14 protein-coding genes and 1 tRNA gene are annotated in these 15989 nt (G+C 60.8%); 5 read left to right on the top strand and 10 right to left on the bottom strand.

What is annotated here, in order from left to right:
• The first annotated feature begins 1170 nt into the window (after positions 1–1170).
• Positions 1171–1500 (top strand): PadR family transcriptional regulator, encoded by a 330-nt coding sequence (locus IDL90_RS05860; RefSeq protein WP_187994728.1) that lies wholly within the window; start codon positions 1171–1173, stop codon positions 1498–1500.
• A complete protein-coding gene (locus IDL90_RS11475) occupies positions 1500–2549 on the top strand; it encodes a permease prefix domain 1-containing protein (RefSeq protein WP_187994727.1) in 1050 nt (349 codons plus the stop codon). Before IDL90_RS05860 ends, IDL90_RS11475 begins: the two co-directional genes overlap by 1 nt.
• A 69-nt stretch (positions 2550–2618) precedes the next feature.
• Here IDL90_RS11475 and rplA read toward each other — a convergent pair whose 3' ends face one another.
• From rplA to IDL90_RS05830, 5 genes are all read right to left on the bottom strand, one after another.
• Positions 2619–3347, bottom strand: a complete 729-nt coding sequence (gene rplA / locus IDL90_RS05850) for a 50S ribosomal protein L1 (RefSeq protein ID WP_182141317.1) — start codon at positions 3345–3347, stop codon at positions 2619–2621.
• Between the two features lie 92 nt (positions 3348–3439).
• Positions 3440–3871: a 50S ribosomal protein L11 gene (gene rplK, locus IDL90_RS05845; protein WP_182141318.1), complete on the bottom strand. Its 432-nt coding sequence runs from the start codon at positions 3869–3871 to the stop codon at positions 3440–3442.
• Between the two features lie 237 nt (positions 3872–4108).
• Positions 4109–5023, bottom strand: coding sequence for a transcription termination/antitermination protein NusG (nusG, locus tag IDL90_RS05840; protein ID WP_316930295.1), 915 nt, complete (start codon positions 5021–5023; stop codon positions 4109–4111).
• Between the two features lie 130 nt (positions 5024–5153).
• The gene (secE, locus tag IDL90_RS05835; protein ID WP_398401788.1) at positions 5154–5480 is read right to left on the bottom strand and encodes a preprotein translocase subunit SecE; all 327 of its coding nucleotides are present in this window, start codon (positions 5478–5480) and stop codon (positions 5154–5156) included.
• Positions 5481–5544: 64 nt separating this feature from the next.
• A tRNA-Trp gene (locus IDL90_RS05830) sits at positions 5545–5617 on the bottom strand.
• 192 nt (positions 5618–5809) lie between these two features.
• Between IDL90_RS05830 and IDL90_RS05825 the strand changes: the two genes are divergently transcribed.
• The 3 genes from IDL90_RS05825 to IDL90_RS05815 all read left to right on the top strand — a co-directional run bounded on the left by IDL90_RS05825 (position 5810) and on the right by IDL90_RS05815 (position 8926).
• Positions 5810–7015, top strand: a complete 1206-nt coding sequence (locus IDL90_RS05825; RefSeq protein WP_187994725.1) for a pyridoxal phosphate-dependent aminotransferase — start codon at positions 5810–5812, stop codon at positions 7013–7015.
• Between the two features lie 61 nt (positions 7016–7076).
• Positions 7077–7883 carry an alpha/beta hydrolase gene (locus IDL90_RS05820; RefSeq protein WP_187994723.1) on the top strand — a complete coding sequence of 269 codons (807 nt, stop codon included), beginning with the start codon at positions 7077–7079 and terminating at the stop codon, positions 7881–7883.
• On the top strand, positions 7862–8926 hold the full coding sequence (locus IDL90_RS05815; protein ID WP_220458818.1) for an adenosine deaminase: 1065 nt from the start codon (positions 7862–7864) through the stop codon (positions 8924–8926). The genes IDL90_RS05820 and IDL90_RS05815 overlap by 22 nt, the downstream gene beginning before the upstream one ends.
• Here IDL90_RS05815 and IDL90_RS05810 read toward each other — a convergent pair.
• From IDL90_RS05810 to IDL90_RS05790, 5 genes are all read right to left on the bottom strand, one after another.
• The gene (locus IDL90_RS05810) at positions 8923–9312 is read right to left on the bottom strand and encodes a DUF3017 domain-containing protein (RefSeq protein ID WP_187994722.1); all 390 of its coding nucleotides are present in this window, start codon (positions 9310–9312) and stop codon (positions 8923–8925) included. The two genes, IDL90_RS05815 and IDL90_RS05810, sit on opposite strands and share 4 nt — an antisense overlap.
• The gene (locus IDL90_RS05805; RefSeq protein ID WP_187994721.1) at positions 9299–10648 is read right to left on the bottom strand and encodes a DUF6350 family protein; all 1350 of its coding nucleotides are present in this window, start codon (positions 10646–10648) and stop codon (positions 9299–9301) included. The genes IDL90_RS05810 and IDL90_RS05805 overlap by 14 nt, the downstream gene beginning before the upstream one ends.
• Before the next feature lie 58 nt (positions 10649–10706).
• On the bottom strand, positions 10707–11642 hold the full coding sequence (sucD, locus tag IDL90_RS05800; protein ID WP_187994720.1) for a succinate--CoA ligase subunit alpha: 936 nt from the start codon (positions 11640–11642) through the stop codon (positions 10707–10709).
• Between the two features lie 6 nt (positions 11643–11648).
• Positions 11649–12869 (bottom strand): ADP-forming succinate--CoA ligase subunit beta, encoded by a 1221-nt coding sequence (sucC, locus tag IDL90_RS05795; protein WP_187994719.1) that lies wholly within the window; start codon positions 12867–12869, stop codon positions 11649–11651.
• A 144-nt stretch (positions 12870–13013) separates the two neighbouring features.
• Positions 13014–15668, bottom strand: coding sequence for an ATP-dependent helicase (locus IDL90_RS05790; RefSeq protein ID WP_187994718.1), 2655 nt, complete (start codon positions 15666–15668; stop codon positions 13014–13016).
• Positions 15669–15989 lie beyond the last annotated feature (321 nt).

Genomic DNA, 15989 nt, shown 5'->3' with positions numbered 1-15989 from the left:
TACGTCCCGTTGGTCCCCGGCAGGCTCCTTGGTCCCCTGCAGGTAGGAGAGGTAGCCGAAAACGAGGGTGGAAACGCCCTGCGGGGGACCAAGGGGCCTGCAGGGGACCGAGCCGCGTGGGTCAGACTGTCTGTGAGTCTGGGTTGAGAGATTGGGGCCTATGACTGTTTTGCCGCGGGGGCTGTGGCGTCAGTGACGGGAACTTGGGTGCTGCCGCCGGGCGTTTGGGTGCTGGCGCAGGGCGTTTGGGTGCTGGCGCTGGGGACCTGGGCGTTGGCGACGGGCACTCGTGCCCGACCGCGCAGGGCACCCAAGCATTACGGAGCGGGTTATGCCTTACGGAGCGAGTTATGCCTTACGGAGCGAGTTATGCCTTACGGAGCGAGTTTGGCCGCATTTGCCCTTGAATCACACCGTTATGCAAGCCAAACCCGCTCCGTAAGGCACAACCCGCACCCCTATGACACGGGATAGCGCCGGTACCAACCTCAACAACAAGCCAACAACAACCCACCGACTCCAAACAGCCTGGCAGCCCGCGGAGGAAGAAGAGTCGGGACGTGATGGTACCTCCGAGCGGTGCACGCGGACGGGCAGCTGCGAATACCCCCAGCCTGAAGTTGCCGCCGTCCGCTAAGGTTGCCGCCGTCCGCCAAGGTTGCCGCCATTCCTTACGAATTCCGGGCAACCTTAGGGGATACCGGCAACCTTAGAGATGGGCGTGGGGCGAGAGGATGGCGTGGTGCGGGAGGATGGTCCGGGCCGAGGGCGCCTAGAAGAAAGGCCCTGGCTGACGGCTGCCGAGCTGACGGCGGGCCTGGCTGACGGCTGCCGAGCTGACGGCGGGCCAAGCCGATGGGAGCCCTGGCTGACGGCGGGCCTGGCCGAGGGCGGGCCGCCAGCACGGCACGCCACTCGAACGTGCGCAACCCGCAAGGCAACGACGCGCCAGAATCGCCACTTGACACGTACTACGTTGCTCGTAGTATGTTTGACGTACTGAAGCAGACGAGCCCTCGACGCGACCAGGGGACACACAGGGAGCCGCGACCAGGCGGACTCGTCCTCGACCGCAAGCGAAGGCACACCGCCACGAACCGGGGCGTCTCACCGACACGAGCACTGCTCCACACACAAGCCGACACTACTCAACACAGAAAAGGGGGACCCATGATCAGCACCGAGGCCATGCGCGGCTACATCGACATCTTGATCTTGTCGCAACTGGTTGACGCGCCCTCGTACGCCTACGCAATGGGCAAAACGATCTCCGAGGTCGCCGGCGGCGGGTACGCCATGAAGCAGACCACCCTCTACTCCGCCCTCAAACGCCTCGAAGGTGCCGGGCATGTGGAGGCCTTTGCCTCCCAATCTGAGTCAGGCAAGCCACGGACCTACTACCAGATCACCTCGTCCGGGCGGGAAATGCTCGCAGCAAAGTCTGCCGAATGGCAGCAAACCAAAGAGGTCGTTGACCGCTTTGTGGAAGGAATCTCCTAATGGACATCATCGACAATTACTTGGACACAATGTTTGCCTCCTATCCCCTGACGCCGAGGACGGTCGAAGCCAAGTCGGAGCTGCGCGCCATGATGGAGGACATCTACAACGGCGCAATCGCAGCTGGCCAAAGTAGGAACGAGGCCGTTGGCCAAGCACTCGCTGAGTTCGGCAACATGGAGGAAGTCGCTGCGGTTCTGGGCGACCCGAGCGGCGCACCCATCGAGATCGCCGCCCAGTTTGACCGGAGCCGACCCGCAGTATCGATGGCGCAGGCACGCAACTTCGCGGCGGTGAGTGAGAAGACACGCTGGCTGCTGGGCTGGGCTGTCGCGATTTTCGTCCTCGCACCCGCTCCTCTGGTGTCGCTCAGCATCGCAACTTCCGATCCGAACCTGCCGGTATCCAAAGCCCTGGCCTCCACGATCGGGATCGTCATTTTGCTCCCCCTCGTTGCCATCGGGGTGGGTCTTCTTGTGTGGCGCAATCAGAAGCTCGAACCTTTCAACCTCATCACCCAGGGACAGGGGCACATCACGCCGGAAGTTGAGGTGTTTGGCGCGGCGGTTCGCCGGGAGCACTCAAACTCGCGCACCATGGCCCTCATTATCGCGATCGTTCTGTGGATACTGGCTGGCATTCCGCTTATCTCCATGGGCGTCTTCACGCAGGACATGCCCCAGCCGGAGGCGGACCAGTACTTGGCAGTGGGCATGGCGATCACCCTGGTCATGGTTGCGATTGGTCTGCTTTTGTTTCTGCCTGCGAACTGGGCAAACTCCGTGGCAAACCGACTCTCGGAAGATGGCATGGCTGAAGCCCGTGAAGATACCAGCGACTGGGAGATGGCGGCCTACCCGACCTGGGTGCGAGCCTTCATGGCCGGGTACTGGCCGATCATGGTGACGATCTACCTGACCTGGAGTTTCATCGGGGACGCGTGGGGTACGTCGTGGATCCTCTGGCCGATCGCGGGCGTTGCGTTCGGCGCGATCTCCGCCATCCTCTACGCCGTGTACCGGAACAACGACACCCAACAGGGGCGGTAGCCGAGCACGCAAAGAACCCCCGCAACCTCGGAAAACCGGTAGTTGCGGGGGTTCTTGATGCGTGACTACTTATGCCTGGTGTTCGGCCTCAACCTCATCAACCAGGGCGCGGGTCTTGGTGGGATCCACAGGGATACCCGGACCCATTGTCGTTGCTGCTGTGATCTTCAGCAGGTAGCGACCCTTCGCAGTGGTCGGCTTCAGTCGGAGGATTTCCTCCAAGACCGCCGCGTAGTTCTCCGTCAGTGCCTTCGCTGTGAAGTCAGTGTTGCCGAGGACGAAGTGGACGTTCGCGTGCTTATCCACACGGAACTCGATACGACCACCCTTGATGTCCTTGACTGCCTTCGCAACATCCATGGTTACGGTGCCGGTCTTGGGGTTCGGCATCAGACCACGTGGGCCGAGGACGCGACCCAAACGGCCAACCTTGCCCATCATGTCCGGGGTTGCAACGGCAACGTCGAAATCGGTGTAGCCCTTGGCTACCCTCTCGATTAGTTCGTCGCCACCGACCTCGTCAGCACCTGCTTCTTCAGCCTGTGTTGCCCGCTCGCCAACAGCAAAAACCAGGACCCTAGCGGTCTTGCCGGTGCCGTTCGGCAGGCTAACAGTGCCGCGGACCATCTGGTCCGCTTTACGGGGGTCGACGCCCAAACGGACGACGCCTTCGACGGTTGACGGGAACGAGGTCGTGGAAGTCTCTTTAGCGAGCTTCATCGCCTCAAACGGGCTGTACAGGATGCCGGGAAGAATCTTCTCAGCAGCTGCCCGGTACTTCTTTGAGCGCTTTGCCATTCTGCTTTTCTCCTTGCAGTCGTGGTGAACGGGCTGCGCAGCCCTACCACCTAAAGTTCTGTTGACGTGCGGCGTTTAGTCCGCGCGTGGAATCAGGCTTCGACGGTGATGCCCATGGAGCGGGCAGTACCAGCGATAATCTTCATCGCTGCTTCAACGTCGTTAGCGTTCAGGTCTTCCTTCTTGGTCTCTGCAATCTCACGCACCTGAGCGGAGGTTAGCTTGCCAACCTTCGCGGTGTGAGGGGTTGCGGAACCCTTGGGAACGCCTGCAGCCTTCTTGATCATCTCTGCAGCCGGAGGGGTCTTCGTCACGAATGTGAACGAACGATCCTCGTAAACCGTGATCTCAACGGGGACAATGTTGCCGCGCTGTGATTCGGTTGCTGCGTTGTAGGCCTTGCAGAACTCCATGATGTTCACGCCATGCTGGCCTAGCGCCGGCCCAACGGGCGGTGCGGGGTTGGCCTGACCGGCGGGAATCTGGAGCTTGATGAGCCCAGTTACCTTTTTCTTCGGTGCCATAGTTTTTGTGGGTCCTTCACTACTTATTGCAACACTTCACCTGGATTGACGGCGAACCTAAGTCAGGTTGCGCCACTCAAACCTGGGAAGCTGCCCCAGATGGGGCATCTGCGCACGCTGACAATGACGTACGCAAGCTGCGATTCTACTAGTCTCACGGGGTCGGTTTTGCCAGCCCGTGTGCGACTTCACTAACAGTCCGGAATGGGGCCTACGCCCCTCCGGCTCAACGACCAGCTACTTGTCGAGCTTTTGCACCTGGTCAAAACGAAGCTCCAGCGGGGTTTCCCGCTCGAAGATAGTCACCAGGACCTTGAGACGCTGCCCCTCAATCATGATCTCGGAGATTTCAGCGGTGAGTTCCGCAAACGGCCCGTCGGTAACACGAACGACCTCGCCAACCTCCCAGTCCACCACTGCAGGCGCCTTCTTGGCTACGCCAGCCAGTTTCGCTTCCTTACCAACCAGAAGTCCCGGAGCCAGCATCTTCAAAACATCATCGAGCGGGAGGGGCATGGGGTTGTACTGATCCCCCACGAACCCGGTCACAGCCGGCGTTTCTTTCACCACGCGCCACAACTGCTCATCCATCTCATCGTCATAGCCGGTGCCCTGCATTTGAACGAGGACGTACCCGGGAATAGCGCAGCGCAGCACCTTCTTACGAACGGTGTTGCGGATCTCTGTAACCTCTTCCATCGGCACCTCAACACGTGTGAGGAGGTGCTGCAAGTCCTCGTTCTCAACACGGCGCTCAAGGTTTTCCTTCACCTTGCGCTCATGACCGGAGAAGGTGTGCACGACAAACCAGTCGCCACCCTGATCTTCGAACTCTTCGCGGAGGGCCTCCATGGGGTCGAGATCCTCGCTACCCGCAACCTCTTCACTGTCAGCAGCGGCTTCATCAGCAACCGCGCCCTCGTCATCCGCGGGACGCGCAGCATGAATGCCCTCACTGCCGGACTCTGCTGCCGCGATGTCAATATCTGCAGCCTCTTCACGTGCTTCCGCAGCGACCTCAGCCGCCTCATCAAGCCCGGCCCCGCCCTCGGGAACACTGTCGTCGAGGACGCCCTCTAGTTCCCCGTCGATCTGCACGACCGCATCCACGTCGTCATCCATGTCCAACCCGGAAAAAATATTCTCAGCCACAGTCAGTCCCTTCAGTTCGGTCGGTGCGCCAACCAAGCTAGATCGGCCTCAGCCAAGCACAGCACGCGCACGCGTCAAGATGGTTTCAAAAAACCCGCCTGCAGAAATCTGCTGGCGGGTTCTTCGTCTACTAACCAAATACTAGCTTAGAAAGCTCCGATGAGCCTAGGTCCACAACTCCCGTGAAGAGCATCATCAGCGCCACAAAGACGATGACGACTAGGAAGTAGGTCCAAAGCTCCTCTTTAGTGGGGTACGTTACCTTCTTCATCTCAGCAATTGTCTGCCGAACAAAGAGCGCAATGCGTTGGAAGATGTTGGGCTTCTTGTCAGCAGGCCGATCATCACGCTTCCGCGTAGCACCGCTCTTCGTGCGGTCTTTAGGCGCGAGGGCGCCATCGGACTTCAGTTCCGGCAGGTTTTCACCATCACCCGGAAGACTTGCCGTCTGGCTCACGTGTATCTCCAGTGTTCGTCCAACTGTGGACTCCAAGAATAGCAATGGAATTCCCTACAGGGAGCAGGGCAGGCGAGACTCGAACTCGCAACCGCCGGTTTTGGAGACCGGTGCGCTACCAATTGCGCCACTGCCCTACGCACGCGACTGGGATCACCAGAAGCGGCCTGTCTGATTGTAATGATGCCTCCGCCCCCTGTCCAACGCGGCCCCAATAACGGAGCGAAATCACACCAGTTTTTCCGCTGCAGTGGAGCCGTTCCTGAAGTCATGGTCCGAAATCTGTCACGTCCATCACCAAGGCGCTCATATTCTGGCACGCTAGTCCCATGAGCAAAAAGCCGATTCACCGCGTTTCTACGCGACTTGCAGCCATCACCCCTTCCGCAACCCTCGCCATCGACGCCAAAGGTAAAGCCCTCAAGGCCGCCGGCGAGCCGGTTATCAACTTTGCGCCCGGCGAGCCCAACTTCGATACCCCCGCCAACATTGTCGATGCTGCACTTGTCGCAACGAAAGATCCCACCTCATACCGCTACACCCCCGGCGACGGACTCCTGGCTCTGCGGGAAGCCGTAGCTCAGAAGGTCGGCGTTTTCGGTGACGCGGTTCCCTCAGCAAACGACGTCCTCATCACCAACGGGGGCAAGCAGGCCGTCTACCAGGCTTGCGCAGCAATCATCGATGTGGGAGATGAGGTCCTTCTTCCCGCCCCCTACTGGACGACCTACCCGGAGACCATCAAGCTGGCCGGTGGCGTACCAGTTCCCGTCGTCGCAGACATCACTTCCGACTACAAGGTCACTGTCGAAGCCCTCGAGGCCGCTCGAACCGACAAGACGATCGCCCTCGTCTTCTGTTCGCCATCCAACCCGACCGGCGCCGTGTATTCACCCGAAGAGGTCAAGGCAATTGGCGAGTGGGCACTTGAGAATGGCATCTGGGTCCTCTCCGACGACATCTACGAAGCCCTTGCATACGATGGGGTCGAGGTCGTTCCCATGTACCGCGCCGTCCCCGAAATCGCCGACCAGCTCATCGTGTTGAACGGTGTCGCCAAGTCGTACGCAATGACGGGGTGGCGCGTGGGCTGGATGGTTGGCCCAGCCGACGTCATCAAAGCTGCGGGCGCCCTGCAGTCCCACCTCACCTCAAACGTCAACAACATCGCCCAAAAGGCCGCGTTGGAAGCGCTGACCGGCCCACAGGAAGCGGTTGGGGAAATGCGGGAGGCCTTCGACCGCCGCCGCAAGTTGATCGTTTCAATGCTCCAGGAAATTGAAGCATTCGACACCCCGATGCCGCAGGGAGCCTTCTACGTTTACTCTTCGGTCGAGGGCGCCCTCGGCAAAGAAATCAACGGGAGGGTCGCCAACACGTCCTCGGAACTTGCGGACCTGATCCTTGATGAGGCCCTAGTCGCCGTTGTTCCCGGGGAAGCCTTCGGGACGCCGGGCTACATTCGCCTCTCCTACGCGGTTTTCGACGAGGATCTCGTTGAGGGCATTTCGCGCCTCCAAGCCCTGTTCGCCTAACCGGCAAGGTGCCAGCAAGATCACGACTTCCTGCTGGCACCTCTTGTGCCAAACTTGACGCATGAGTCACGCGCATAGGCATCCGGAACTTTTCTCTTCTCGCTCACCCGAGGACGTCCCCCGCGGAACCGTCCTGCTAGCCCACGGTTTCGGCGAGCACCGAGGACGATATGACCGGTTCATCCATGCGCTCAACAAAGCGGGCTTTGACGCTTGGACATTCGACTTCACGGGCCACGGCACCTCCCCCGGCAGACGCTCACGCGTAGATGTTGGCGCCCTCATCGGTGAGCACCTTGATGCGCGCCGGGACGTCCTCGAACGGTCCCGCACCTCTGATCTTCTTCTTTTTGGGCACTCCATGGGTGGCCTCATCACCCTGGCTTCCACGCTACTTTCACCGGCGCGTGTGGGTGCTGTTGCGGTGACGGGGCCCGCGCTGCGCCCCCTGCCACACATCAATGAAACGGTTGCGACACTGGGGGCGAGGGTGGGTTCACTGCTCCCCTTCCTCGACTCGGTCGCGTTGGACACGGAGCTGCTCTCCCGCGACCCCCAGGTTGTTGCGGACTACGAGGCAGATCCCAGCGTCTACCACGGCAAAGTCCCCCTCATCACGGGTGCTTCCATGGCGGTGCAGGGTCGCCAGGTGATTCGCCACGCGAACCTTCTGGCCCGCCCCACCCTGATCCTTCACGGCGGAGATGATGGCTTGGCTTCCTTTGAGGGTTCGGTTGAGTTCGCTGAAAGGGCCGGTGATCTGGTCGAACTTGTCACGTTCGAGGGCGCCTACCACGAACTACTCAACGAACCTGAGCAGGACACTTACACCCGGGCAATCGTTGACTGGTTTGCCAAGTGGTCGTAGGGCCACAGACTTCTAGGCCGCGGCTCACCAGCCTTCCGAAGGCGCACCTTCACCTCCACTTCACGGGGTCCATGCGGCCCGCCACCATGCTGGAGTTGGCAGACAAGCAGGGGTTACGACTTCCCGCGCACCTGCTTGAAGAAGACCCACTCACGGTTCCCGCCGATGCCCGCGGGTGGTTCCGCTTCCAACGTTCCTACGACTCCGCCAGGTCTCTGGTTCGGTCCGAGGACGTCATGCGCAGGGTGGTTCGTGAGGCAGCCGAGGACGATGCTGCCGAAGGGTCTGTGCGCTTGGAGATCCAGGTTGATCCGACCTCGTACGCCCCGTTTATCGGGGGGTTGACGCCCGCCCTCGAAATCATCCTTGACGAGGCCAAAGCGGCTACGAAGGCAACGGGAGTTGAGGTTGGCGTGATTGTCGCCGCCTCTCGGACACGGCACCCTTTGGATGCGCGGGTGCTGGCCCGGCTCGCTGCCCAGTACGCCGGGGATCAACCCGGGGAGGTGATCGGGTTCGGCCTCTCCAATGATGAACGCATGGGATCAACCGCCGAGTTCGCTAACGCCTTCCAGATCGCCAAGCGTGCAGGGTTAAGTCTGGTACCTCACGGCGGTGAACTGCTGGGGCCCCAGTCTGTGCGCGAGGTCGTCAACCACCTGGCACCCCAACGTCTAGGACATGGCGTGCGGGCAAGTGAGGACCCCGAACTTCTGCACCGGCTGGTTGATGACGGGATTGCGTTTGAGATTTGTCCGGCCTCGAACGTTTCGCTGGGCGTCTTCTCTGACCCCGCGAGTCTTCCCCTGCGGTCTTTCGTTGATGCGGGAGCCACGGTCGCGCTGAGCGCGGACGACCCCCTACTGTTCCGGTCACGCCTTGTCGACCAGTACGTCACAGTGCGCGATGTGCACGGGTTCAGCGCGGGGCAGATCGCGGACCTAGCGCGGGACAGCATCACAGCCTCCCGAGCGTCTGACGCCTCCAAACGGAAGTGGCTCACCAAAGTTGGCGACTGGGAGGACGAGGGCGCAGCACTCTAAGCAGGCGGGATCTGCGCCGTCCACGGCGAGAGCCAGAGGATTGCCACGCCCACCAGGGCGAACACTAACGCGTCGAACCACCTGTTGCGGGCAGAAAACCACGGGCGTCCCGGCCAGGCTCCACGAAGAAACCCCATCATCACCATGCCGGATCCAAGCAGGACAGCAGCGACATGAGGGCGTTCCAATAGGGCAAGAACGACGACGGCGAGCACCCCGAGCACTGCCGCGACAGCGGTGACAATCCCGAAGATCATGGAGGCCTCTCTAGAGGGCCCCGCGGCCTTCGGCTCGGCCCCGGAGTGCTTGCTATCGGGCCAGATGTCAGGATCCAGGCCCTGCGCCGGTGGTGGGTCGGGGACTACAGGCGGGTCAGAATCTCCCATTGCTCCCCTTTCCGACCTCATCCACATCAGCTTCGTTGTCACTAACATCAGTATCGTCGACTGTCGCCTGGATGGCATCTGCGTCGGCACGATCAGTACCTTCGCCCTCGTCCGCAGAGCGGGCTTCGCGGAACGAGCCGAACCCTTCCTTGACACGCTGGCGCGTCTCCGGGTGCAGTGCAATCCCCACAGCGAACGCAACGCATCCCACCAGGCCTGTCGTCACCAGCCACGCGTGAGGCGTGGGGCCGAGGGTGGCCAGGAGGTTCTCCCCAAGTGAACCGCGCGATGCGCTCATCCACACGTACATCGCCGCAGCGAAGGATGCGAGGGCGACAGCGCCACGCCGGGACGCGTCAACAAGGGACAACCGCGATGTCACAACGGAAAACACTACGCCAAGCCCTACTCCGCCGAGGGCGAGCAGGACGGGCACCCACGCCCCCGGCGCAGTGGTGGGGACGGTCGCGACTATGGGGAGGAAGACGGCCTCGTTGGGGGCGACAACGTGAGCAGAAGATACCGACCCCCCAACCACGGAGAATCCTGCGCCCGATACCCAGGCAATGGCGCAAGCCATAAACATGGGAAGGTACATGGCTTGCATGACTCCAAGACCGAAGTTGCCGGCGCTGCTGAACCCAAATAGCTCTGTCGCAACGACAACTTTCGGCCAGGATACGGCCAATGCAATCACAAGGACTGTCAGACCAACTGCGGCTACCGCCCCCAGCCATGAAAGGCCGATGAGGATCCCCGACCACACCCAACGGAGCTTCTTCGCCCAGCGTGGGAAGGTTTCTGTTTGCCGCGCAACCGCCCACCCCACGGCGATCAAGGAGATGAGTCCCGCGCCAACCAGTGAGCGCCAAAGGATGACTTGGGCGCCGGAAGCGGTGAGGATTATCAGCACTGTCAGTAGGTAGAAGGGGATCGAAGTCCACAGCGCTGCGGACCCGAAGTTGCGGCCCGACAGGAGGAGGGCTCTGAACACCACTACCTGTATCAGCGTCCACAGGAGCGGAAGGATGCTAACCGTCACCCCATAGAAAACCGCGGGTGATCCAAGGGTCATCGCCCAGAGTTCGGTGCCGCTACGGCCTGCTTCCCCAATCGATGTGTCACTGAGCCAGGCGTTGGAAGAGTCAGCCAAGAAGCCAACGGCGACTGCCAACGCGGGGATCAGCCACCCCAGTAGGGCTGCCTCAATGCCTGCGAGGGCGCTGCGGGCCCAACCTGAAGGCAGCGTGACCGTGAAGGTGGGGCGCTCGCTCTTCCACGTGGGTTGCGCTGCGCCCGCTTCCACGGGTGTCTGCGTGTCGCTGTCAGTACTCATTCCCTCTATCTTCGTTGCAGCTTGGGGGCTTGAGCACCGTTGCTCGCGGCATGTCTTGTTACTGGTGGATCTCCCGGTATGCGGCGCGTGCCAGATCGGCGGTCTGGCTGGGGGTTCGACCCACCGCCACGCCGACGGCTTCCAGCGCTTCTTTCTTGGCTTCGGCGGTGCCTGAGGAGCCTGAAACGATTGCGCCCGCGTGCCCCATGGTCTTACCTTCGGGTGCTGTGAATCCGGCAACGTATCCAACGACAGGTTTGGTGACGTTTGCCGCGATGTAGTCGGCAGCCCGTTCTTCAGCATCACCACCGATCTCACCGATGAGGACGATCACTTCGGTGTCTGGATCCTCTTGGAAAGCCTTCAGAGCATCGATGTGGGTGGTGCCCACCACGGGGTCCCCGCCGATACCAATACAGGTTGTGAAGCCAATGTCTGAGAGTTCGTACATCATCTGGTAAGTGAGGGTTCCCGACTTGGAAACCAGCCCGATGCCACCCGGCCCCGTGATGTCAGCGGGAGTGATTCCCACGTTCGACTTACCGGGGCTGATGATGCCTGGACAGTTTGGGCCAATCAGACGCACACCCTTTTCCAGCGCGTGGGTGACGAAGGCTACCGAGTCTGCGACGGGGATGCCTTCCGTGATGACGACAACTAGGTCCAGATTGGCGTCGATCGCTTCAATCACGGCGCCCTTGGCAAATGCGGGGGGCACAAATACTACGGATACCGTGGCTCCCGTGGCTTCTTTGGCTTCCGCAACCGTGCCAAAAACGGGGACGTCGACGCTCCCGGATTCGACGAGGCCCATGTCTTCCATGGGCCCGTATCCAACGACGTCAAACTGTACGGATACCCCGGCTTTGCGGGGGTTTACTCCGGCAACGACCTTGGTTCCAGAATCAAGCATGCGCTGTGTGTGCTTCATGCCTTCCGAGCCTGTCATTCCCTGAACGATGACTCGGTCAGTTTCGGTTAGAAAAATGGCCATCTCCGGTTACATCCCCCTGCTTGCTGTGAACTCTACGGAAACCTCCGCGTCATCTCGCCCCAATGCGAGACCCGCTAGGCGGGCAGCTTCTGCAGCTGCCAGGTCCATGGTGTCAACCATGGTGACCAGTGGAAGACCTGCTTGGGCTAGGATTTCCCGCCCTTCAACAACCGAGTTGCCATCCAGACGAACAACGATCGGCTTTGTAGCGCTGTCTCCCAGGATCTCGAGGGCGCCGACAATGCCCCGCGCCACCTCATCACACGCTGTGATCCCGCCAAAGACGTTGACGAAGACGGACTGGACTTGCTCATCACCCAGAATGACGCCCAGGCCCTTAGCCATCACCTCAGCGGAAGCCCCACCACCGATGTCTAGGAAATTCGCGGGTTTCACGCCGTAGTCTTCGCCAGCCATGGCGACAACGTCAAGGGTGGACATCACGAGGCCCGCACCGTTGCCGATGATGCCAACTTCTCCGTCGAGGCGCACATAGTTCAGACCTGCCTCTTGAGCCTGCACTTCAAGTGCGTCGTCGGAGCGGCGATCCGCAAGTGCCGCGTGGGCGGCATGACGGAAGGATGCGTTGTCGTCAAGGGAGATTTTGCCATCCAAGGCAATGATGCGGCCATCGACTGTCTTGACCAGGGGGTTGACCTCAACCAGGGTCGCGTCCTCACCCTTGTAGACCTTCCAGAGGCTGACGAGGACGGGGGCAAGGGGGATTGCTTCATCTTCTGAGAAGCCAGCCTTGGCAAGGATGTCGAGGGCAACCACCTCGTTGATGCCAACCGTCGGACTCAGTTTGACGCGGGCCAACGCTTCGGGGCGTTCTTTCGCCAACGTTTCGATGTCCATGCCACCTTCTTTGGAGCACATGGCGATGTCGCACCGCTCAGCACGGTCCAGAAGGATTGAGAAGTAGTATTCTTCTGCGATGTCGGCCCCAGCCACGACGAGGACGGAGTAGACGGTGTGCCCGCGGATGTCCATGCCGAGGATTTGCGACGCCCACTCTTCGGCCTCGTCGGCGCTCCAGGCGAGCTTCACCCCACCGGCTTTACCGCGGCCGCCAATCTTCACCTGTGCTTTGACGACCACGGGGAACTCCCCGATTGTCTCGGCAGCTTCCCTCGCCTCCTTGGCGGTGGTGCACACAATGCCCGTCAGGACAGGCACACCGTGGGCGTCAAAAATATCTTTGGCCTGGTATTCGTAAAGGTCCACTCCGTTGTTCCCTTCTTGGCTGTTGACATACCGCGTCGGTTGGGTTGGCGCTCCCGTAACTATCGTGGCGCCACCTCTAGCCCCCTCAAAGATAGCGTTTCGGGACTGTCTTTGCAGAACTCTTCACGACAAAAGTCCCAGAGCCTAGAGCTTTGTGAGGGGAGCCATACGCAGGAGGAGACGCTTGGTGGCACTGTCGAAGGCAATCTTGGCAACCGCAGAGCGACCGGAGCCTTCGGTGCCAACAACAACGCCTTCACCGAGGGTTGCGTGCATGACGCGATCCCCGACAGTCAGCGACAGTGTCGGCGCGTCTTCTTCAGCCGAGGACGCCTTTCCGGAGCCGCCACTGGAAGAGGACCTCGCAGATGTTTCCACGCCGAATCCACCTGGCCTCGACCCTTTCGAGCCGCGTCCCGTCGAACCTGCGCCGCTGAAACTCCCGCGACTCCCGGAGGCCCCTCCACTGAAACTCCCGCGGCTTCCTGCACCACCGCGACTCCCGGAACCACCGCGGCCCCCGGAGCCACCACGACTTCCTGAACCCCACGACCCCGAAGTCCCGGACCCAATGATTGGTCCGCCATCATCGTCGCCGTAACCACCCCACTCGCTGGCCTCGAATGAGCGTTGGCGCGCCCGCTCATGGGCGCTCTTCCACAACTTTTCCTGCGTGGATTCGCTGCGAATCTCAACTGCTTCTGCTGGAAGGTCGTCAAGGAACCGCGACGGAGGCATGTGCTCAACAGCGCCCCAAGCGCTACGGGTTGCGGCTCGCGTCAGGTAGAGCTGCTTTTGCGCCCTCGTCAGAGCCACGTATGCAAGTCGGCGTTCCTCTGCCAGCTCACTTTCGTCATCCATCGACCGCTTGTGTGGGAAGGTTCCATCTTCAAGTCCGGTTACAAACACGTAGGGGAACTCGAGGCCCTTGGCGGTGTGAACGGTCATGAGGGTAACTTGGCCCCTGCGTTCCGCTTCCCCTGGGATCTGGTCTGCATCGGCAACCAGTGCAATGCGTTCGAGGAAGGCCCCGAGGTCTGCGGCGTCAACACTTCCTTCATTTGCGAAGTCTTCCGCAACTGAAACCAGCTCAGCCAAGTTCTCGACGCGTGAGGCATCCTGTGGATCTGTTGAGGCGCGAAGCCCTGCGAGGTACCCGGTTGAGTCCAGGATCTTCTCAAGAATCACCGCGGGCGTCTCACCCGCGGCATCGAGGGCGCGCATCTCTTCAAGCAGGCCCCAATACTGAGCGGCTGATGCGCGAGCGCGCGGTGCCAGCCCTTCAACTGGCCGTTCGCTGGACTCGGTTGTGTCCGAAAGCGCGCCGCCAAAGGACAATCCATACCTGTCAGCGTGTGCCGCGATGGCGGCTTGCGCACTGTCACCGATGCCACGCTTGGGGGTGTTGAGTGTGCGCCGCAGTGCGACGGTGTTGTCAGGATTGACAACTGCCTGCAGGTAGGCCAGGGCATCTTTGACTTCGAGGCGCTCGTAGAACCGAGTGCCCCCAACAATCTTGTAGGGAATCCCTGAGCGCAGCAGCATTTCTTCAATGACACGTGACTGGGCGTTGGTGCGATAGAAGATCGCGATGTCGCCCCAGTCAACGTTCTTGACATCGAGGGAACGCAGCTCAGAAATGATCAGTCGAGCCTCATCGTGTTCCGAGTCCCCTGCTTCCAGAGCGACAAGTGGACCTTTGCCAGCGGCGGTCCACAGGTTCTTTGCTCTGCGGCCTCGGTTGCGAGAGATTACGGCATTCGCGGCATCAAGTATGTTCTGGGTGGAGCGGTAGTTTTGCTCAAGTAGGACGGTTGTCGCATCCTTATAGTCCTGCTCAAACTCTTCAATGTTGCGAATGGAAGCGCCGCGGAAAGCATAGATCGACTGGTCTGAGTCCCCAACAACAGTCAGTTGTGCAGGTTCAACGCCGTCGCTGCCGTCACCAACAAGTTCGCGAACGAGGACGTACTGGGCGTGGTTCGTGTCCTGGTATTCGTCAACCATGATTTGGCGGAATCGGCGATGGTAGGCCTCTGCAATCCCCGGATGCTTCTGCAGCATTTCGACCGTCAACATGATCAGGTCGTCGAAATCGAGGGCGTTGGCTTGGCGAAGTCTCTTGTTGTACTCCTTGTAAGCCTTTGCGACCATTTGCGAAATGGGGTCTGATGGGGCGGTCTCAATGTACTGTCCGGGCTCGATCAGTTCGTTCTTCAGGTCTGAGATTCGACCCGAAACCATGCGTGGGGTAAAGCGTTTGGTATCCACGCCATGGTCCTTGAGCACCATGGAGAGGAGACGTTGTGAATCCTGCATGTCGTAGATGCTGAACGTTGACTTCAAGCCCACGGCATCATGATGCTCGCGCAGGATGCGAACGCATGCGGAGTGGAAGGTTGACACCCAAACCCGCCGCCCCTCTGGCCCGATTAGCTTCGCTGTTCGTTCGCGCATTTCGGCGGCGGCCTTGTTTGTGAAGGTGATTGCAAGGATCTCGCCAGGGCGGGCCTGGTGCTTTTGCAGAATATAGGCAATGCGGTGTGTGAGGACGCGGGTCTTCCCAGAGCCGGCGCCGGCCATGATCAGGAGCGGCGTCCCGCTGTGTTGAACGGCACGTGCTTGGGCTTCGTTCAGGCCGGTGAGCACGTCAAGGGATGAGGCCCCGTCCGGGCGGGAGGCGGTAACGGCACCAAACGGCGCTACTCCGTCCGGGCGGGAGGCGGTAGCGGCACCAAACGGCGACACCTCGTCCTCGACTGCGGGGTGGGCTTCGAAAAGAAAGTTCTGGATGTCCATGGCCCCTCTACCTTAGAGCAGGCTTCCGACATCTTCGCACCGCGTCGCCACACTCTACCTACGCACAGGCACCCACACCCACACATCACTTCGCCACAGGGGCTGCAGCGTCAGTGATGGAAACCTGAGTGCCAGCGACGGGGACTTGGATGCTGCCGCCGGGCGCTTGGATGCCCGCGACGGGGACTTGGATGCCCGGCCGCTCGGGGTACCCGAGCATTACGGAGCCGGGTGCGCCTAACGGAGCGGGTTATGCCTAACGGAGCGAGTTTGGCTCCATTTGGCCTAGAATCACACCGTTATGCATACCAAACCCGCTCC

Source organism: Schaalia sp. JY-X159 (assembly GCF_014525425.1).
In the GTDB taxonomy this organism is placed as follows: Bacteria; Actinomycetota; Actinomycetes; order Actinomycetales; family Actinomycetaceae; genus Scrofimicrobium.
The sequence above is the reverse complement of the archived record's forward strand: the minus strand, read 5'-3'. Positions and strand labels throughout refer to the sequence as shown.